31 protein-coding genes are annotated in these 17,441 nt (G+C 66.0%); all 31 read right to left on the bottom strand.

Annotated features, from left to right (window positions below; all coding sequences use genetic code 11):
* Nucleotides 1-9: 9 nt before the first annotated feature.
* Nucleotides 10-861, bottom strand: a complete 852-nt coding sequence (truA, locus tag ACFYXV_RS04770; RefSeq protein WP_389382009.1) for a tRNA pseudouridine(38-40) synthase TruA — start codon at nt 859-861, stop codon at nt 10-12.
* 112 nt (nt 862-973) lie between these two features.
* Nucleotides 974-1,441: a 50S ribosomal protein L17 gene (rplQ, locus tag ACFYXV_RS04775; RefSeq protein WP_030298228.1), complete on the bottom strand. Its 468-nt coding sequence runs from the start codon at nt 1,439-1,441 to the stop codon at nt 974-976.
* An 84-nt stretch (nt 1,442-1,525) separates the two neighbouring features.
* Nucleotides 1,526-2,548: a DNA-directed RNA polymerase subunit alpha gene (locus ACFYXV_RS04780; protein WP_007265920.1), complete on the bottom strand. Its 1,023-nt coding sequence runs from the start codon at nt 2,546-2,548 to the stop codon at nt 1,526-1,528.
* 142 nt (nt 2,549-2,690) lie between these two features.
* Complete coding sequence (gene rpsK, locus ACFYXV_RS04785) at nt 2,691-3,095, bottom strand: 30S ribosomal protein S11 (protein ID WP_003956432.1); 405 nt, start codon at nt 3,093-3,095, stop codon at nt 2,691-2,693.
* Nucleotides 3,096-3,149: 54 nt separating this feature from the next.
* Nucleotides 3,150-3,530: a 30S ribosomal protein S13 gene (rpsM, locus tag ACFYXV_RS04790; RefSeq protein WP_007265919.1), complete on the bottom strand. Its 381-nt coding sequence runs from the start codon at nt 3,528-3,530 to the stop codon at nt 3,150-3,152.
* Between the two features lie 199 nt (nt 3,531-3,729).
* Nucleotides 3,730-3,843: a 50S ribosomal protein L36 gene (rpmJ, locus tag ACFYXV_RS04795; RefSeq protein WP_003956441.1), complete on the bottom strand. Its 114-nt coding sequence runs from the start codon at nt 3,841-3,843 to the stop codon at nt 3,730-3,732.
* 73 nt (nt 3,844-3,916) lie between these two features.
* Complete coding sequence (infA, locus tag ACFYXV_RS04800) at nt 3,917-4,138, bottom strand: translation initiation factor IF-1 (protein ID WP_003956442.1); 222 nt, start codon at nt 4,136-4,138, stop codon at nt 3,917-3,919.
* A 141-nt stretch (nt 4,139-4,279) separates the two neighbouring features.
* The gene (map, locus tag ACFYXV_RS04805; RefSeq protein ID WP_030154708.1) at nt 4,280-5,116 is read right to left on the bottom strand and encodes a type I methionyl aminopeptidase; all 837 of its coding nucleotides are present in this window, start codon (nt 5,114-5,116) and stop codon (nt 4,280-4,282) included.
* Between the two features lie 93 nt (nt 5,117-5,209).
* On the bottom strand, nt 5,210-5,857 hold the full coding sequence (locus tag ACFYXV_RS04810; RefSeq protein ID WP_383340480.1) for an adenylate kinase: 648 nt from the start codon (nt 5,855-5,857) through the stop codon (nt 5,210-5,212).
* Nucleotides 5,857-7,170, bottom strand: coding sequence for a preprotein translocase subunit SecY (secY, locus tag ACFYXV_RS04815; RefSeq protein WP_030154705.1), 1,314 nt, complete (start codon nt 7,168-7,170; stop codon nt 5,857-5,859). The genes ACFYXV_RS04810 and secY overlap by 1 nt, the downstream gene beginning before the upstream one ends.
* A gap of 188 nt (nt 7,171-7,358) precedes the next feature.
* Nucleotides 7,359-7,814 (bottom strand): 50S ribosomal protein L15, encoded by a 456-nt coding sequence (gene rplO / locus ACFYXV_RS04820; protein ID WP_030154704.1) that lies wholly within the window; start codon nt 7,812-7,814, stop codon nt 7,359-7,361.
* 2 nt (nt 7,815-7,816) lie between these two features.
* Nucleotides 7,817-7,999, bottom strand: coding sequence for a 50S ribosomal protein L30 (gene rpmD / locus ACFYXV_RS04825; RefSeq protein WP_005313525.1), 183 nt, complete (start codon nt 7,997-7,999; stop codon nt 7,817-7,819).
* Entirely contained in the window at nt 7,999-8,601 is a 603-nt protein-coding gene (rpsE, locus tag ACFYXV_RS04830; RefSeq protein ID WP_030864431.1) for a 30S ribosomal protein S5, read from the bottom strand. Before rpsE ends, rpmD begins: the two co-directional genes overlap by 1 nt.
* A gap of 45 nt (nt 8,602-8,646) precedes the next feature.
* Complete coding sequence (gene rplR, locus ACFYXV_RS04835) at nt 8,647-9,030, bottom strand: 50S ribosomal protein L18 (protein WP_030008471.1); 384 nt, start codon at nt 9,028-9,030, stop codon at nt 8,647-8,649.
* Between the two features lie 2 nt (nt 9,031-9,032).
* On the bottom strand, nt 9,033-9,572 hold the full coding sequence (gene rplF / locus ACFYXV_RS04840; protein ID WP_030154703.1) for a 50S ribosomal protein L6: 540 nt from the start codon (nt 9,570-9,572) through the stop codon (nt 9,033-9,035).
* Between the two features lie 20 nt (nt 9,573-9,592).
* Nucleotides 9,593-9,991, bottom strand: a complete 399-nt coding sequence (rpsH, locus tag ACFYXV_RS04845; protein WP_007265911.1) for a 30S ribosomal protein S8 — start codon at nt 9,989-9,991, stop codon at nt 9,593-9,595.
* A 223-nt stretch (nt 9,992-10,214) separates the two neighbouring features.
* Complete coding sequence (locus tag ACFYXV_RS04850; RefSeq protein WP_003956452.1) at nt 10,215-10,400, bottom strand: type Z 30S ribosomal protein S14; 186 nt, start codon at nt 10,398-10,400, stop codon at nt 10,215-10,217.
* 5 nt (nt 10,401-10,405) lie between these two features.
* Nucleotides 10,406-10,957 carry a 50S ribosomal protein L5 gene (rplE, locus tag ACFYXV_RS04855; protein WP_030154702.1) on the bottom strand — a complete coding sequence of 184 codons (552 nt, stop codon included), beginning with the start codon at nt 10,955-10,957 and terminating at the stop codon, nt 10,406-10,408.
* The gene (gene rplX / locus ACFYXV_RS04860; RefSeq protein WP_030154701.1) at nt 10,957-11,280 is read right to left on the bottom strand and encodes a 50S ribosomal protein L24; all 324 of its coding nucleotides are present in this window, start codon (nt 11,278-11,280) and stop codon (nt 10,957-10,959) included. Before rplX ends, rplE begins: the two co-directional genes overlap by 1 nt.
* Nucleotides 11,281-11,282: 2 nt before the next feature.
* Entirely contained in the window at nt 11,283-11,651 is a 369-nt protein-coding gene (rplN, locus tag ACFYXV_RS04865) for a 50S ribosomal protein L14 (RefSeq protein WP_003956455.1), read from the bottom strand.
* Nucleotides 11,652-11,756: 105 nt separating this feature from the next.
* Nucleotides 11,757-12,038, bottom strand: coding sequence for a 30S ribosomal protein S17 (gene rpsQ / locus ACFYXV_RS04870; RefSeq protein ID WP_030026328.1), 282 nt, complete (start codon nt 12,036-12,038; stop codon nt 11,757-11,759).
* A complete protein-coding gene (rpmC, locus tag ACFYXV_RS04875) occupies nt 12,038-12,262 on the bottom strand; it encodes a 50S ribosomal protein L29 (protein WP_008739703.1) in 225 nt (74 codons plus the stop codon). Before rpmC ends, rpsQ begins: the two co-directional genes overlap by 1 nt.
* Complete coding sequence (rplP, locus tag ACFYXV_RS04880) at nt 12,262-12,681, bottom strand: 50S ribosomal protein L16 (protein ID WP_030026326.1); 420 nt, start codon at nt 12,679-12,681, stop codon at nt 12,262-12,264. The genes rpmC and rplP overlap by 1 nt, the downstream gene beginning before the upstream one ends.
* A 5-nt stretch (nt 12,682-12,686) precedes the next feature.
* A complete protein-coding gene (gene rpsC / locus ACFYXV_RS04885) occupies nt 12,687-13,526 on the bottom strand; it encodes a 30S ribosomal protein S3 (RefSeq protein WP_007265905.1) in 840 nt (279 codons plus the stop codon).
* Complete coding sequence (rplV, locus tag ACFYXV_RS04890; protein ID WP_007265904.1) at nt 13,526-13,873, bottom strand: 50S ribosomal protein L22; 348 nt, start codon at nt 13,871-13,873, stop codon at nt 13,526-13,528. The genes rpsC and rplV overlap by 1 nt, the downstream gene beginning before the upstream one ends.
* 43 nt (nt 13,874-13,916) lie before the next feature.
* Nucleotides 13,917-14,198 carry a 30S ribosomal protein S19 gene (gene rpsS, locus ACFYXV_RS04895; RefSeq protein WP_030154697.1) on the bottom strand — a complete coding sequence of 94 codons (282 nt, stop codon included), beginning with the start codon at nt 14,196-14,198 and terminating at the stop codon, nt 13,917-13,919.
* 12 nt (nt 14,199-14,210) lie between these two features.
* Nucleotides 14,211-15,047, bottom strand: coding sequence for a 50S ribosomal protein L2 (gene rplB / locus ACFYXV_RS04900; RefSeq protein WP_030298213.1), 837 nt, complete (start codon nt 15,045-15,047; stop codon nt 14,211-14,213).
* 39 nt (nt 15,048-15,086) lie between these two features.
* Nucleotides 15,087-15,410, bottom strand: a complete 324-nt coding sequence (gene rplW / locus ACFYXV_RS04905) for a 50S ribosomal protein L23 (protein ID WP_030154694.1) — start codon at nt 15,408-15,410, stop codon at nt 15,087-15,089.
* Nucleotides 15,410-16,060 carry a 50S ribosomal protein L4 gene (gene rplD / locus ACFYXV_RS04910; protein ID WP_030026322.1) on the bottom strand — a complete coding sequence of 217 codons (651 nt, stop codon included), beginning with the start codon at nt 16,058-16,060 and terminating at the stop codon, nt 15,410-15,412. The genes rplW and rplD overlap by 1 nt, the downstream gene beginning before the upstream one ends.
* A 5-nt stretch (nt 16,061-16,065) precedes the next feature.
* The gene (gene rplC, locus ACFYXV_RS04915) at nt 16,066-16,710 is read right to left on the bottom strand and encodes a 50S ribosomal protein L3 (RefSeq protein ID WP_008739720.1); all 645 of its coding nucleotides are present in this window, start codon (nt 16,708-16,710) and stop codon (nt 16,066-16,068) included.
* A gap of 14 nt (nt 16,711-16,724) precedes the next feature.
* Entirely contained in the window at nt 16,725-17,033 is a 309-nt protein-coding gene (gene rpsJ / locus ACFYXV_RS04920; RefSeq protein ID WP_003948644.1) for a 30S ribosomal protein S10, read from the bottom strand.
* Nucleotides 17,034-17,441 lie beyond the last annotated feature (408 nt).

Genomic DNA, 17,441 nt, shown 5'->3' on the forward strand with positions numbered 1-17,441 from the left:
CGCGGCGGATCAGCAGCAGCCGACGCCCGGGAGGGTGCGCAGGTTGCGGGCCTCCTTGCTGCGGGCGGCCAGCAGCTCGTCCGCCGGGTAGCCGACCTCCTCCAGCGTGAGCCCGTGCGGCTTCACGACGTGCACCGAGGAGTCCCGTACGGCGGCCCGCAGGACCTTCCCCGGCCAGTCGGTCGGCCGGTGTCCGTCCCCGACGTGCAGCAGGGCGCCGACCAGCGAACGGACCATGTTGTGGCAGAAGGCGTCGGCGCGCACGGTCGCGGTGACGATCCCGTCCTCGCCCCGCTCCCAGCCGAGCTGCTGGAGGGTGCGGATGGTCGTGGCGCCCTCGCGCTTCTTGCAGTACGCGGCGAAATCGTGCTCGCCGAGCAGCGCGGCGGCGGCCTCGTTCATGGCGTCCACGTCGAGCGGCCACTGGTGCCACAGCACGTGCCCGCGGCGCAGCGGGTCGACGCCGCCCTGGTGGTCGCCGACGCGGTAGGCGTAGCGGCGCCAGATGGCGGAGAACCGCGCGTTGAAGCCCTCGGGGGCCTCGGCCGCCCTCCACACCCGTACGTCGTGCGGCAGCCGGCCGGCGAGGCGGCGCAGCAGCTTGTCGTGGTGCTCGGCCCACACCTCGTCGCGCACGTCGAACTGCGCGACCTGCCCGCGCGCGTGCACCCCGGCGTCGGTCCGCCCGGCCACGGTCAGCTCGACCGGGTCCGGCAGCCGCATCACGGTCTGCAGGGCCGACTCCAGCTCGCCCTGGACGGTCCGCAGCACGCGCTGCTTCGCCCAGCCGGAGAAGTCCTTGCCGTCGTACGACAGGTCCAGCCGTACCCGGACGTGCCCGGGCTCCACCTCGTCACTCACGTGACCGATCCTCTCAGAAGCTCAAGAACGTCGGAAAACGCAGAACGGGCCCGCCCCGGGAAGGGGCGGGCCCGTTCAGAGCCGATCAAGCAAGCTCGATCCCGGAGCGGGATCAGGCCTCCTTGGTCTCCTCGGCGGCGGGAGCCTCGGCCACGGCCTCGGCGTCCTTCGCGGCGCGCTTGGTGGCGGCCTCGGCCTCACCAGTGGCCTGCTGGGCGACCGTGAGGGCCTCGACCAGCTCGATCACGGCCATCGGGGCGTTGTCGCCACGACGGTTGCCGATCTTGGTGATGCGCGTGTAACCACCGGGGCGGTTCTCGTAGCGCGGGGCGATCTCGGTGAACAGCGTGTGCACGATGCTCTTGTCCGTGATCGTCTGCAGCACCAGGCGACGGTTGTGGATGTCGCCCTTCTTGGCCTTGGTGACCAGACGCTCGGCGTAGGGACGCAGGCGGCGGGCCTTGGCCTCGGTGGTGGTGATGCGGCCGTGCTCGAAGAGCGCCTTCGCGAGGTTCGCGAGGAGGTGCTTCTCGTGTGCGGCGGAGCCGCCCAGACGGGCACCCTTTGCGGGACGCGGCATGGTGTTACTCCTTCATATCTGCACCGGCCGTGTCAGGTACCGGTGTCAGTTCCCCCGGGGCGGCCGCCCCGGGAAAGTCTTTTCTTAGTACTGCTCGGTCTCGACGAAACCGGCGTCCGCGTCGTCGTCGGCACCGAAGGCGTCGGCGGCGGCGGTCGGGTCGAATCCGGGCGGGCTGTCCTTGAGGGCCAGGCCCATGCCGGCCAGCTTCGCCTTGACCTCGTCGATCGACTTCGCACCGAAGTTGCGGATGTCGAGCAGGTCGGCCTCGGAGCGGGCGACGAGCTCACCCACGGAGTGGATGCCCTCGCGCTTGAGGCAGTTGTACGACCGAACGGTGAGCTCCAGCTCCTCGATCGGCAGCGCCAGGTCGGCGGCCAGGGCGGCGTCCGTCGGGGACGGGCCCATGTCGATGCCCTCGGCGTCGATGTTGAGCTCGCGCGCCAGACCGAACAGCTCGACCAGGGTCTTGCCGGCGGACGCCATGGCGTCGCGCGGGCGCATGGCCTGCTTGGTCTCGACGTCGACGATGAGCTTGTCGAAGTCGGTGCGCTGCTCGACTCGGGTCGCCTCGACCTTGTAGGTGACCTTGAGGACCGGGCTGTAGATGGAGTCGACCGGGATGCGGCCGATCTCCTGGCCCAGCTGCTTGTTCTGGACGGCGGAGACGTAGCCGCGACCGCGCTCGACGGTCAGCTCCATCTCCAGCTTGCCCTTGCCGTTGAGCGTGGCGAGGACGAGGTCCGGGTTGTGCACCTCGACACCGGCCGGGGGCGCGATGTCGGCAGCGGTGACCAGGCCGGGACCCTGCTTGCGCAGGTACATCACGACCGGCTCGTCGTGCTCCGAGGAGACGACCAGCTGCTTGATGTTGAGGATGATGTCGGTGACGTCTTCCTTGACACCGGGCACGGTGGTGAACTCGTGCAGGACGCCGTCCACGCGGATGCTGGTGACAGCGGCACCCGGGATCGAGGACAGGAGCGTGCGGCGCAGCGAGTTGCCGAGGGTGTAGCCGAAGCCCGGCTCCAGCGGCTCGATCACGAACCGCGAGCGGTACTCGTCGACGACCTCTTCGGTCAGCGAAGGACGCTGAGCGATAAGCATGTCTGTGTTCCTTCAGTCGTGGACGCCCACTATTTGACGCCCGACGGGTAAAGCCAGGTACAGCAAGGGTACGGGCGGTACGTCCTCCCGCAGGAGAACGGACCGCCCGGACACTCAAAGACGCACAGGTGCGCCCGCTGCGTCAGACGCGGCGGCGCTTCGGCGGACGGCAGCCGTTGTGCGGGGTGGGGGTGACGTCCTGGATCGAGCCGACCTCAAGGCCGGTGGCCTGGAGGGAGCGGATCGCGGTCTCGCGGCCGGAGCCCGGACCCTTGACGAAGACGTCGACCTTGCGCATGCCGTGCTCCTGCGCGCGGCGGGCGGCCGACTCGGCGGCCATCTGCGCGGCGAAGGGGGTGGACTTGCGCGAGCCCTTGAAGCCGACGTGGCCGGCGGAGGCCCAGGAGATCACGTTGCCCGAGGGGTCCGTGATCGAGACGATCGTGTTGTTGAACGTGCTCTTGATGTGGGCGTGCCCGTGAGCGACGTTCTTCTTTTCCTTGCGGCGCACCTTCTTGGCAGCGCCCTGACGACCCTTGGGGGGCATCTAAATCTCCTACGGGAGGTGGTCGGTCCTACAGCGCAAGACCGCTGAACAGGACTACTTCTTGCCCGGCTTCTTCTTACCGGCGATCGCGCGACGCGGGCCCTTGCGGGTACGCGCGTTCGTGCTGGTGCGCTGGCCGTGCACCGGGAGGCCGCGACGGTGGCGGATACCCTGGTAGCACTGGATCTCGATCTTGCGGCGGATGTCGCCCTGGATCTCGCGGCGGAGGTCACCCTCGGTACGGAGGTTGGCGTCCACGTACTCGCGGATCTTGACGAGGTCCTCTTCGGCCAGGTCACGAACGCGGGTGTTCGGGTTCACGCCGGTGGAGGCGAGGATCTCCTTGGACCGGGTGCGCCCGATACCGAAGACGTAGGTGAGTGCGATCTCCACGCGCTTTTCGCGCGGGATGTCAACACCGGAAACGCGTGCCATTCAATGGCTCCTGTGTGTTCGGGGGTCTTCCGCAGAACCACTCCCGACCGCCGACCACACCTGATGGGTGGTGGTACGTCCGGGTCCCCGGCCCCCGCCGGAGGTGCCGCCGGCCCCTCTCAGGGCTGGGCGGGCTCTGCGTATGTACGTTTTCTTACGTCGCGCGAAGAACTGCGTAGTGCAGGTCGGTCGGCGTGCGTCAGCCCTGGCGCTGCTTGTGGCGCAGGTTGTCGCAGATGACCATGACCCGACCGTGACGGCGGATCACCTTGCACTTGTCGCAGATCTTCTTGACGCTCGGCTTGACCTTCATGTTGGTGAGGTTCTCCGGGTCAGTGCCACCACCCGTGCCGGGACGTGCGCCCAGGCAGGAGTGAAGACAAGATCTACTTGTATCGGTAGACGATCCGGCCACGCGTCAGGTCGTACGGAGACAGCTCCACAACGACCCGGTCATCCGGGAGGATGCGGATGTAGTGCATACGCATCTTGCCGCTGATGTGCGCGAGGACCTTGTGACCGTTCTGCAGTTCCACCTTGAACATCGCGTTCGGGAGGGACTCGATCACGGTGCCCTCGATTTCGATGGCACCTTGCTTCTTGGCCACGCTTCGCCCTTCGAATCGGCTACCTTGATCAGCTCCCCGCCTTCGCATGAGGACATGCGGGTGCAAAGGAGCCGACGAGTCAGTCTACGTCAGGGCACCCAGAAAGACGAATCCGGAAAGTTTGCCCTACAGCGTAGATCATTAACCAAGGGGATCCGGCGCAGTGGTCACGCCGTACTCCGCCAGCTTGGCCTTGCCGCAGTCCGGGCTCGTCAGGACGATGGGGCCCGCCTCGGTCAGGGCGATGGAGTGCTCCCAGTGCGAGGACCAGGTGCCGTCGGTGGTGATGACCGTCCAGTCGTCCGCCAGGACCTCCGTCTGGGGGGTGCCCAGGGAGACCATGGGCTCGATCGCCAGGCACACGCCCGGGACCAGCTTGATGCCCTTGCCCCGCTTGCGGGAGACGTAGTTCAGCAGGTGCGGGTCCATGTGCATCTCGGACCCGATGCCGTGGCCGCCGTAGTCCTCGATGATCCCGTACTTGCCCGTGGCCGGCCGCGGCTGGCGGCGGATGTAGCCCTCGATCGCCTTGGAGATGTCCACGAGGCGGTTGCCGAGCTTCATCGCGGCGATGCCGGCCCACATCGACTCCTCGGTCACCCGGGAGAGCTCGATCAGCTCCGGAGCGTGCCCCGTGCCCACGAAGGCCGTGTACGCCGCGTCGCCGTGCCAGCCGTCGACGATCGCGCCGGCGTCGATGGAGATGACGTCGCCGTCCTTGAGGACCGTCTTGTCGTCGGGGATGCCGTGGACGACGACCTCGTTCACGGACGTGCAGATCGTCGCGGGGAAGCCGCCGTAGCCGAGGAAGTTCGACTTGGCCCCGGCATCCGCGATGACCTTGCGGGCCACCATGTCCAGATCCCGCGTCGTGGCGCCCGGCACGGCCGCCTCACGGGTCGCCGCGTGGATCGCGGCGACGACCAGCCCTGCCTCGCGCATCTTCGCGATCTGCTCGGGGGTCTTGATCTGCACCATGGACGGGGCCTTCCACCTTCGGTTCGGGTCTTCTCAACAGTACGGCCGCGATGCCCTGGGGACATCGCGGCCGTACCTGCACAGCGGGGGAAACTACTTCTTGAGGGCGTCCATCGCACGCTGCGTGACGTCCGCGACCTCACCGAGGGCGGGGATGGTCACCAGCAGGCCCTGGGCCTTGTAGTAGTCGATGATCGGCTCGGTCTGCGTGTGGTAGACCTCAAGCCGGTTGCGCACGGTCGCCTCGGAGTCGTCGTCGCGCTGATAGAGCTCGCCGCCGCAGGTGTCGCAGACTCCCTCGGCCTTCGGCGCCGCGTACACGACGTGGAAGACGTGCGCGGAGTCGTTGCGGCAGATCCGGCGGCCGGCGATGCGCTTGACGACCTCGTCCTCCTCGACCTCCAGGTCGAGGACGGCGTCCAGCTTCATGCTCGCGGCCTGCAGCATCTCGTCCAGCGCCTCCGCCTGGGAGACGTTGCGCGGGAAGCCGTCCAGCAGGAAGCCGTTCACGGCGTCCGGCTGTTCCATCCGGTCCTTGGCCATGCCGATGGTGATCTCGTCGGGGACGAGGTCACCGGCGTCCATGAACGCCTTCGCGCGCTGGCCCAGCTCGGTGTTCTGGCTGATGTTGGCCCGGAAGAGGTCGCCCGTGGAGATGTGCGGGATCGACAGGTTCTTCGCAAGGAACGCGGCCTGCGTTCCCTTGCCCGCACCGGGCGGTCCGACGAGGACGATTCGCATCAGCGGAGGAACCCTTCGTAATTGCGCTGCTGGAGCTGGCTCTCGATCTGCTTCACGGTTTCCAGACCCACACCCACGATGATGAGGATGCTCGTCCCGCCGAACGGGAAGTTCTGGTTCGCTCCGAAGCCGGCCAACGCCATCGTCGGCACAAGAGCGATGAGACCCAGGTACAGCGACCCCGGCCAGGTGATCCGGTTGAGCACGTAGCTCAGGTACTCGGCGGTGGGTCGGCCGGCACGGATACCCGGGATGAACCCACCATACTTCTTCATGTTGTCTGCAACTTCCTCGGGGTTGAAAGAAATCGCCACGTAGAAGAACGCGAAGAAGACGATCAGGAGGAAGTAGGCCGCGATGTAGTACGGGTGGTCGCCCTTGACGAAGTGCTTCTGGATCCAGGTGGCCCAGCCGGCGGTCGAGCCGCTGAACTGCACGATCAGCGCCGGGATGTACAGGAGCGACGAGGCGAAGATGACCGGGATGACACCGGCCTGGTTCACCTTGAGCGGGATGTAGGTCGAGGTGCCCCCGTACGCGCGGCGGCCGATCATGCGCTTCGCGTACTGGACCGGAATCCGACGCTGCGCCTGCTCGACGAAGACCACGAGCGCGACCATGGCCAGGCCGACGAGGATGACCACGCCGAACTCGACCCAGCCGTCGGCGATCTTGCCCTGGAGCTTGATCTGCCACAGGGCGCCGATGAAGCCGGCGGCGATGGAGATGAACATCAGGATCGACATGCCGTTGCCGATGCCGCGGTCGGTCACGAGCTCACCGAGCCACATGACGACACAGGTACCCGCGGTCATGGTGATGACCATGACGATGGTGGTGAAGATCGACCGGTTCGGGACGATCTGGCTGGCGACCTGGCAACCCTGGAACAGGGCACCAGTGCGGGCGGTGGCCACGAGGCCGGTGCCCTGCAGGATCGCGAGTGCGACCGTCAGATAGCGCGTGTACTGAGTGATCTTCGCCGTGCCGGACTGACCCTCTTTTTTGAGGTTCTCCAGCTTCGGGATGACCACGGTCAGCAGCTGCAGGATGATGCTCGCCGTGATGTACGGCATGATGCCGAGCGCGAAGATCGTGATCTGCAGCAGCGCACCGCCGCTGAACATGTTGACGAGACCGAAGAGGCTGTTGCTGCTCCCGGCCTGGTCGACACAGATCTGAACGTTCTTGTAGCTCACGCCGGGTACCGGGATGTGGGACCCGAGCCGGAACAGCACGATGATGCCGAGCGTGAAGAGCAGCTTCTTGCGCAGGTCGGGCGTCTTGAACGCCCGGGCGAACGCGGTGAGCACGGTGCCTCCTGCGACCCCCGCGCTACTGCGTCAGAGGTGACGGTCTGAGGGATCGACGAATACGTACAAGCAAAGGTGCAGGCCACCTTACCGGCGACTGCGCCCCCCGTGGAACGACCAACCGGGGATGCCCCATATGTGAGGCATCCCCGGTCGGGTTTTACTCGCTATTTGTCACAAAGTTCGTCTTAGACGAGCTCGGTGACGGTGCCGCCGGCAGCGGCGATCTTCTCCTTGGCGGAGGCGGAAACGGCGTCAACCGAAACCGTCAGCGCCACGGAGATCTCGCCCTGGCCCAGGACCTTGACGAGGCTGTTCTTGCGCACCGCGCCCTTGGCGACCAGGTCGGCCACCGTGACCTCTCCACCCTCGGGGTAGAGAGCGCCGAGCTTGTCCAGGTTGACAACCTGGAACTCGGTGCGGAACGGGTTCTTGAAGCCCTTGAGCTTCGGCAGACGCATGTGGAGGGGCATCTGCCCACCCTCGAAGCGCTGCGGGATCTGGTAACGGGCCTTCTGGCCCTTCGTACCACGACCGGCCGTCTTACCCTTCGACGCCTCACCACGACCGACACGGGTCTTCGCGGTCTTGGCGCCGGGGGCGGGACGGAGGTTGTGGGCCTTCAGCGGGCTGTTCTCAGCCATGATTAGTCAACCTCCTCAACCGTCACGAGGTGGCGGACGGTGTGAACCATTCCGCGGAACTCGGGGCGGTCCTCCTTGACGACCACGTCGTTCAGGCGCTTGAGCCCGAGCGAACGCAGCGTGTCGCGGTGGTTCTGCTTGCTGCCGATGTACGACTTCGTCTGCGTGATCTTGAGGCGGGCCATTAGACACCCGCCCCAGCACGCGCACGAAGGAGAGCCGCGGGGGCGACGTCCTCAAGGGGCAGACCGCGGCGAGCCGCGATCTCCTCGGGACGCTGCAGGCCCTTGAGGGCCGCCACGGTCGCGTGCACGATGTTGATCGCGTTGTCGGAGCCGAGCGACTTCGACAGGATGTCGTGAACGCCGGCGCACTCCAGAACGGCGCGCACCGGGCCACCGGCGATAACACCGGTACCGGGGGAAGCAGGCTTCAGCAGGACAACGCCGGCCGCCTTCTCGCCCTGGATCGGGTGCGGGATGGTGCCCTGGATGCGCGGAACCTTGAAGAAGTTCTTCTTGGCTTCCTCGACACCCTTGGCGATGGCCGCGGGAACTTCCTTGGCCTTGCCGTAACCGACACCTACAGTGCCGTCACCGTCGCCCACCACGACCAGCGCGGTGAAGCTGAAGCGGCGACCACCCTTGACAACCTTGGCGACGCGGTTGATCGCGACAACGCGCTCAACGTAAGCGGTCTTCTCGGCGGCAGGGCCACCGTCGCGACCCTTCCGGTCCCGCCGCTCGCCGCCACCGGCACCGCTTCCGCGGCGCTGGGGTCCAGCCATTGGATTACCTCTCTCTGTTACGTCCGTGAGTCCCGGAACCGGGGCTTAGAACTTCAGCCCGGCTTCGCGGGCGGCGTCAGCCAGAGCGGCAATGCGCCCGGCGTATCGGTTGCCACCGCGGTCGAACACGACGGTCTCGACACCCGCGGCCTTGGCACGCTCGGCGACGAGCGCGCCGACAGCCTGGGCCTGCGAGCTCTTGTCGCCTTCGCCACCGCGGATCGAAGCGTCCAGGGTCGACGCGGACGCCAGGGTGTGACCCTGGAGGTCGTCGATGACCTGAGCAACGATGTTGCGGTTGGAACGCGTCACGACGAGGCGCGGACGCTCCGCCGTACCCGAGACGTTCTTGCGGATGCGGATGTGGCGGCGAGCCTTGGCAGCGCGCTTGTACGCGTCGCCCTTGGCGATCTTCACACCGTATGCCATGGCTACTTACCAGCCTTTCCGACCTTGCGGCGGATGACCTCGCCGGCGTACTTGACACCCTTGGCCTTGTACGGGTCGGGCTTCCGCAGCTTGCGGATGTTGGCGGCGACCTCGCCGACCTTCTGCTTGTCGATGCCCTCGACCGAGAACTTGGTGGGCGACTCGACCTTGAAGGAGATGCCCTCGGGCGCCTCGATCAGGATCGGGTGGCTGTAACCAAGCTGGAACTCCAGAGCGGAGCCCTTCGCGGCGACGCGGTAACCGACACCGCTGATCTCGAGAGCCTTGACGTATCCCGTGGTCACACCGGTGATCATGTTCGCCACCAGCGTGCGGGACAGGCCGTGCAGGGCCTTGTTCTGACGCTCGTCGTTCGGGCGGGTGACGTTCAGAACGCCGTCCTCACCCTTGACGATCTCGATCGGCGCGGCGACGGTGTGCGAGAGGAGACCCTTGGGGCCCTTCACCGCGACCGTGCGGCCATCGATGGTGACGTCCACACCGGCGGGAACCTGGATGGGGAGCTTGCCGATTCGCGACATTGCTTTTCCTCCGTTCCCGACTACCAGACGTAGGCGAGGACTTCCCCACCTACGCCCTTCTTGCCTGCCTGCTGGCCGGTGAGCAGACCGTGGGACGTGGAGATGATCGCCACGCCCAGGCCGCCGAGCACCTTCGGCAGGTTGGTGGACTTTGCGTACACGCGCAGACCGGGCTTCGAGATCCGCTTGATGCCCGCGATGGAGCGCTCACGGTTCGGCCCGAACTTCAGCTCGAGGACGAGGTTCTTGCCGACCTCGGCGTCCTCGACCTTCCAGCCGGTGATGAAACCCTCCTGCTTGAGGATCTCCGCGATGTGCGACTTGATCTTGCTGTGCGGCATCACGACAGTGTCGTGGTACGCCGAGTTAGCGTTACGCAGACGGGTCAGCATGTCTGCGATCGGGTCAGTCATGGTCATGAAGTGGCCTTCGGCCTCTCTCGCCGGGGTTTCCTGTATGCGCCATCCCTCTCCCCGCTCAGTGGCGGGACGGGTGCGGTGCGGGGACCTACGGCGTAGTAAGTCGTTATGGACGGCGGACGCCCAACCCCACAAGCCTACGGCATGCGGAGCAGGGCACCCACCGACCAGATGCTTACCGAGAGTGCCTGGTACTCCCCAAGTCCTTTCGGACGAGGGCGAATTACCAGGAGCTCTTGGTCACGCCCGGCAGCTCGCCACGGTGAGCCATCTCACGAAGGCAGACGCGGCACAGGCCGAACTTGCGGTACACGGAGTGGGGACGACCGCAGCGCTGGCAGCGGGTGTACGCACGCACACCGAACTTGGGCTTGCGGGCAGCCTTCGCGATGAGAGCCTTCTTCGCCATCTCGCTTACGCCTCCTTGAAGGGGAAGCCGAGGTGACGAAGGAGCGCGCGGCCCTCAGCGTCGTTGGTCGCCGTGGTGACCACGGTGATGTCCATACCCCGGGTACGGTCGATCTTGTCCTGGTCGATCTCGTGGAACATGACCTGCTCCGTGAGACCGAAGGTGTAGTTGCCACGGCCGTCGAACTGCTTCGGCGACAGACCACGGAAGTCACGGATACGCGGCAGCGCGAGCGACAGCGTACGGTCCAGGAACTCCCACATGCGGTCACCACGGAGGGTGACGTGGCAGCCGATCGGCTGACCCTCACGCAGCTTGAACTGCGCGATGGACTTGCGGGCCTTCGTGACGGCCGGCTTCTGACCGGTGATCGTCGTCAGGTCGCGGATGGCGCCGTCGATCAGCTTGGAGTCGCGGGCGGCGTCGCCCACACCCATGTTGACCACGATCTTCACGAGGCCGGGGATCTGCATGACGTTCTCGTACGAGAACTCCTCACGCAGCTTGCCCGCGATGTCCTCGCGGTACTTCGTCTTGAGACGCGGAGTGGTAGCCATCAGATGTCCTCACCCGTCCGCTTGGCAACGCGGATCTTGTTGCCCTCGTCGTCGAAGCGGAAACCGACGCGGGTGACGACCTTCTGGCCGTCCTTCTCCACAACCAGCTGAACGTTGCTGACGTGGATCGGCGCTTCGGTGATCACGATGCCACCGGCCTGCGAACCACCAGCGGTCTGACCGGCCTTGGTGTGCTTCTTGACCCGGTTGACACCCTCGACGAGGACGCGGTTCTCGCTGGGCATGGCCGCGATGACCTTGCCCTGCTTGCCCTTGTCCTTACCGGTGATGACCTGGACCAGGTCGCCCTTCTTGATCTTCATGCTTACAGCACCTCCGGCGCGAGCGAGATGATCTTCATGAACTTCTTCTCGCGCAGCTCACGGCCCACGGGGCCGAAGATACGGGTGCCACGAGGGTCGCCGTCGTTCTTGAGAATGACAGCGGCGTTCTCGTCGAAGCGGATGTACGAGCCGTCCTGGCGGCGGCGCTCCTTGACGGTGCGAACGATGACCGCCTTGACGACGTCACCCTTCTTCACGTTGCCACCGGGGATCGCGTCCTTGACGGTGGCGACGATGACGTCACCGATGCCCGCGTAGCGGCGACCGGAGCCACCGAGAACACGGATGCAAAGGATCTCCTTGGCACCAGTGTTGTCGGCGACACGCAGTCGCGACTCCTGCTGGATCACGTCTATCTCCTGTTTGTCTGCCGGTTCCCGGCGGGGGCTTCACTCCGAGGAGCGAGGCCCCCACCGAGCCTGGCGGAACGAATCCGAGGGAAACCCCTCAGATGCTTACTTGGCCTTCTCGAGGATCTCGACGATGCGCCAGCGCTTGCTCGCCGACAGCGGACGCGTCTCCATGATGAGGACGCGGTCGCCGACGCCAGCAGCGTTCTGCTCGTCGTGAGCCTTGAGCTTGTTCGTACGGCGGATGACCTTGCCGTACAGCGCGTGCTTGACGCGGTCCTCGACGGCGACGACGACGGTCTTGTCCATCTTGTCGCTGACGACGAGACCCTCACGGGTCTTGCGGAAGCCGCGCTCGTTCGTCTCAGTCACGTTCTTCTCGCTCATCAGGCGCTCTCCACCGTCTCGATACCGAGCTCACGCTCGTGCATCAGGGTGTAGATGCGAGCGATGTCCTTACGGACGGACTTGAGCCGGCCGTTGTTCTCCAGCTGACCCGTGGCCGCCTGGAAGCGGAGCTTGAACAGCTCCTCCTTGGCCTCGCGCAGCTTGCCAACGAGCTCCTCGTTGCCGAGCTCACGCAGCTCGGACGCCTTGGTTCCCGTCGCCATCACGACTCACCTGCCTCGCGCCGAACAATCCGGCACTTCATCGGAAGCTTGTGAGCAGCGCGGGTGAGCGCCTCACGAGCAATCTTCTCGTTCGGGTAGGACAGCTCGAACATGACCCGGCCCGGGTGCACGTTCGCGATCCACCACTCGGGAGAACCCTTACCGGAACCCATGCGGGTTTCGGCCGGCTTCTTCGTCAGCGGACGGTCCGGGTAGATGTTGATCCAGACCTTGCCGCCACGCTTGATGTGACGGGTCATCGCGATACGAGCCGCCTCGATCTGGCGGTTCGTCACGTAGGCGGGGGTAAGCGCCTGGATGCCGTACTCGCCGAACGAGACCTCAGTACCGCCCTTGGCCATACCGCGGCGCTTCGGGTGGTGCTGCTTGCGGTGCTTGACCCTACGAGGGATCAGCATGTCGGTCAGGCCTCCGTTCCGGTGCTCTCAGCCGGAGCGGCGGCGGGAGCGTCGGCCTTGGGGGCCTCGGCACCAGCAGCCTGCTGCGGCTTGCGGCCACCACGGCCGCCGCGCTCGCCACCACGGCCACCACGGCCGGCGGGACGGTCGCCAGCGCCGGCACCACGGGCCGGGCGGTTACCCGCACGGGCCGCAGCGTTCTCGGCGCGAACCTCGGCGATGTTCTTGACGTCGCCCTTGTAGATCCAGACCTTCACACCGATACGGCCGAAGGTGGTCTTGGCCTCGAAGAAGCCGTAGTCCACGTTCGCGCGCAGCGTGTGCAGCGGCACACGACCCTCGCGGTAGAACTCGGAGCGGGACATCTCGGCGCCGCCGAGGCGACCGCCACACTGGATCTTGATGCCCTTGGCGCCGGCCTTCATCGTGCCCTGCATGCTCTTGCGCATGGCACGACGGAAGGAGACGCGGGAGGAGAGCTGCTCGGCAACGGCCTGGGCAACCAGCTGAGCGTCGAGCTCGGGGTTCTTGACCTCGAGGATGTTCAGCTGGACCTGCTTGCCCGTGAGCTTCTCGAGGTCACCGCGGATGCGGTCGGCCTCGGCGCCACGGCGGCCGATGACGATGCCCGGACGAGCGGTGTGGATGTCCACACGCACGCGGTCACGGGTGCGCTCGATCTCAACCTTCGAGATGCCGGCGCGCTCCATGCCGGACGTCATCATCCGACGGATGGCGACGTCTTCCTTGACGTAGTCCTTGTACAGCTTGTCGGCGTACCAACGCGACTTGAAGTCGGTGGTGATGCCGAGCCGGAACCCGTGCGGGTTTACCTTCTGGCCCATTACCGGGAACCTTCCTTGCTGCTGACGACCACGGTGATGTGGCTGGTCCGCTTGCGGATCCGGTAGGCACGGCCCTGGGCACGCGGACGGAACCGCTTCAGGGTCGGGCCCTCGTCCACGTACGCCTCGCTGATGACCAGCGTGGAGGCGTCCGGGTGGTTGTAGTTGTGTGCGGCGTTGGCAATGGCGCTGTCCAGCACCTTGCCGACCGGCACGCTCGCGGCCTGCGGGGCGAAACGCAGGACCGCCTGAGCCTCCGTGGCATCCATGCCACGGATAAGGTCCACCACGCGGCGGGCCTTCATGGGCGTGACGCGGATGTACCGCGCCTGGGCCCTGGCTTCCATGGTTGTCCCTTCGGTGTAAGTCATAGTCGTTACCACCCCGCCTTTAGCGGCGCTTCGACTTCCGGTCGTCCTTGACGTGGCCGCGGAAGGTGCGAGTCGGCGAGAACTCGCCGAGCTTGTGGCCGACCATCGACTCGGTGACGAACACCGGGACGTGGGTCTTGCCGTTGTGCACCGCGATGGTGTGACCCAGCATGGCCGGGATGATCATCGAGCGACGGGACCAGGTCTTGATGACGTTCTTGGTACCAGCTTCGTTCTGAGCGTCCACCTTCTTAACGAGGTGTCCGTCGACGAAGGGTCCCTTCTTGAGACTGCGCGGCATCTAAACCCGCTCCTAGCGCTTCTTGTTCGTCTTGCGGCGGCGGACGATGTACTTGCTCGAAGCCTTCTTCGGCGAGCGAGTACGACCCTCCTTCTGACCCCACGGGGAGACCGGGTGGCGACCACCGCTGGTCTTGCCCTCACCACCACCGTGCGGGTGGTCAACCGGGTTCATCGCGACACCGCGGACGGAGGGGCGAACGCCCTTCCAGCGCATGCGGCCGGCCTTGCCCCAGTTGATGTTCGACTGCTCGGCGTTGCCGACCTCGCCGACCGTCGCGCGGCAGCGCGCGTCGACCAGGCGGATCTCACCGGACGGCATACGAAGGTGGGCCATCGTGCCCTCCTTCGCCAGCAGCTGCACGGAGGCACCCGCGGAACGGGCGAACTTGGCGCCACCACCGGGACGGAGCTCGATCGCGTGGATCGTGGTACCGACCGGGATGTTGCGGAGGGCCAGGTTGTTGCCGGGCTTGATGTCGGCCGTGGGGCCGTTCTCAATCCGGTCGCCCTGGGACAGACCGCGGGGAGCGATGATGTAGCGCTTCTCGCCGTCCGCGTAGTGCAGGAGCGCGATGCGCGCGGTGCGGTTGGGGTCGTACTCGATGTGCGCGACCTTGGCCGGCACGCCGTCCTTGTCGTGACGACGGAAGTCGATCACGCGGTAGGCGCGCTTGTGTCCGCCACCCTGGTGGCGAACGGTGATCCGACCGGTGTTGTTACGGCCGCCCTTGCTGTGCAGCGGGCGAACCAGCGACTTCTCCGGCGTGGACCGCGTGATCTCGACAAAGTCGGCGACGCTGGAGCCACGACGGCCCGGGGTCGTCGGCTTGTACTTGCGGATACCCATTTCTCAGTCCTCGTCCGATTCCGGACGACTAGACCTCCGTTAGGAGGCCTGGCCGCCGAAGATGTCGATTCGGTCGCCCTCAGCGAGGGTCACGATGGCGCGCTTGGTGTCAGCGCGCTTGCCGAAACCGGTCTTGGTGCGCTTGCGCTTACCCTGACGGTTGATCGTGTTGACCCCGGTGACCTTGACCCCGAAGACCGCCTCGACGGCCTGCTTGATCTGGGTCTTGTTGGAGCCGGGCGCGACGATGAACGTGTACTTGTTCTCGTCCAGCAGCGCGTAGCTCTTCTCCGAGACAACCGGCTTGATCAGCAGGTCGCGCGGGTCAGTGAAGGTCTTGCTGGTAACGGTCGCCTCGGACATCAGGCGTCGCTCCCTTCGGTCTCGTCGGCCTTGGGGCCAGACACGAAGGACTCAAGCGCGGCCTGGGTGAAGACCACGTCGTCAGAGACGATCACGTCGTACGTGTTCAGCTGGCCCGGCTCCAGGATGTGAACCTGGGGCAGGTTGCGGGCGGACAGCCACGCGGCCTCGTCGGCACGCTCGACGACCAGGAGCAGGTTCTTGCGCTCCGAGATCTTGCCGAACAGCGTCTTGGCGGCCTTCGTGGAGGCAGCACCCTCGACCACGCCGGTGACGACGTGGATGCGGGAGTGACGCGCACGGTCCGACAGGGCACCGCGGAGGGCGGCGACCTTCATCTTCTTGGGGGTCCGCTGCGAGTAGTCACGCGGCTGCGGGCCGTGGACGACGCCACCGCCGGCGAACTGCGGAGCGCGGGTCGAACCCTGACGGGCGCGGCCGGTGCCCTTCTGGCGGTAAGGCTTCTTGCCACCACCACGGACTTCGCCACGGGTCTTCGTCTTGTGCGTGCCCTGACGGGCAGCAGCCAGCTGAGCGACGACGACCTGGTGGATCAGCGGAACGCTGGTCTTCGCGTCGAAGATCTCCGCGGGGAGCTCGACGGTACCGGCCTTGTCGCCTGCCGGCGAAAGGATGTCAATGGTGCTCATTAACCTCAAGCCCCCTTGGCCGCGGTACGGACCAGGACGAGGCCGCCGTTCGGACCGGGGACTGCGCCCTTGATGAGGAGCAGACCCTTCTCCGCGTCTACCGCGTGGATGGTCAGGTTCTGGGTGGTGACGCGCTCGTTGCCCATACGACCAGCCATGCGCATGCCCTTGAAGACACGCCCAGGGGTGGCGCAGCCACCGATCGAACCGGGGGAGCGGTGCTTGCGCTGCACACCGTGACCGGCGCCGAGGCCCCGGAAGTTGTGCCGCTTCATGACACCGGCGAAGCCCTTGCCCTTGCTGTTGCCCGTGACGTCAACCTTGACGCCGGACTCGAACACCTGGGCGGTGATCTCCTGGCCGAGCGTGTACTCGCTGGCGTCGGAGGTGCGGAGCTCCACCAGGTGGCGGCGGGGGGTCACGTCGGCCTTGGCGAAGTGGCCCTTGAGGGGCTTGTTCACCTTGCGCGGGTCGATCTCGCCGAAGGCGATCTGGACCGACTCGTAGCCGTCGATGTCGTTCGTACGGACCTGGGTAACGACGCAGGGCCCGGCCTTGACGACGGTCACCGGGACGACACGGTTGTTCTCGTCCCAGACCTGGGTCATGCCGAGCTTCTCGCCCAGGACGCCCTTGATCTGCTTTGCCATCTTCTCGACGCCTCTCAGAGCTTGATCTCGATGTCAACGCCGGCCGGAAGGTCCAGGCGCATCAGCGAGTCAACGGTCTTGGGCGTCGGGTCGAGGATGTCGATCAGGCGCTTGTGCGTGCGCATCTCGAAGTGCTCGCGCGAGTCCTTGTACTTGTGCGGCGACTTGATGACGCAGTACACGTTCTTCTCAGTGGGCAGCGGCACCGGGCCTGCGACCGACGCACCAGTGCGGGTCACCGTCTCGACGATCTTCTTCGCCGAGGAGTCGATGACCTCGTGGTCGTAGGCCTTGAGCCGGATGCGGATCTTCTGTCCCGCCATGGCTACTCCGTAGTCCTGTCTGTTGTGGAAACGCTCTGGCCCTCGGTCGGCTGTGGATCTCTCCGCCGCTTCTCTCCGACCCACGCGGTCGGGCGTGTCGCACTCCCTCTACAGAAAATTCCCATACGGAAATTCCCTCGTCCAAGGGGGTGCGGTCCCAGGACCGCGGTTCGGGGGAGAAACACCCACCGAGCGCCTGGCAGGCACCGTGCTGACGCTTCCCAGAAGATTCCCGTACGTCCGCCCCATTGCTGCCCCGAAAGGCAGATAAAGGCGACGAGTACTGTGGGACTCGCTTCCGGTCCTCCCGGCGGGAGGCGCGCAGCATCGGCACTCAGCCGAGCAACTTGAGTAGTCTGCCATACAAGACACGTACTGCGCCAATCGGGCCGAAGAGAATACCCCTCC

Source organism: Streptomyces sp. NPDC002181, assembly GCF_042890485.1.
GTDB lineage: Bacteria > Actinomycetota > Actinomycetes > Streptomycetales > Streptomycetaceae > Streptomyces.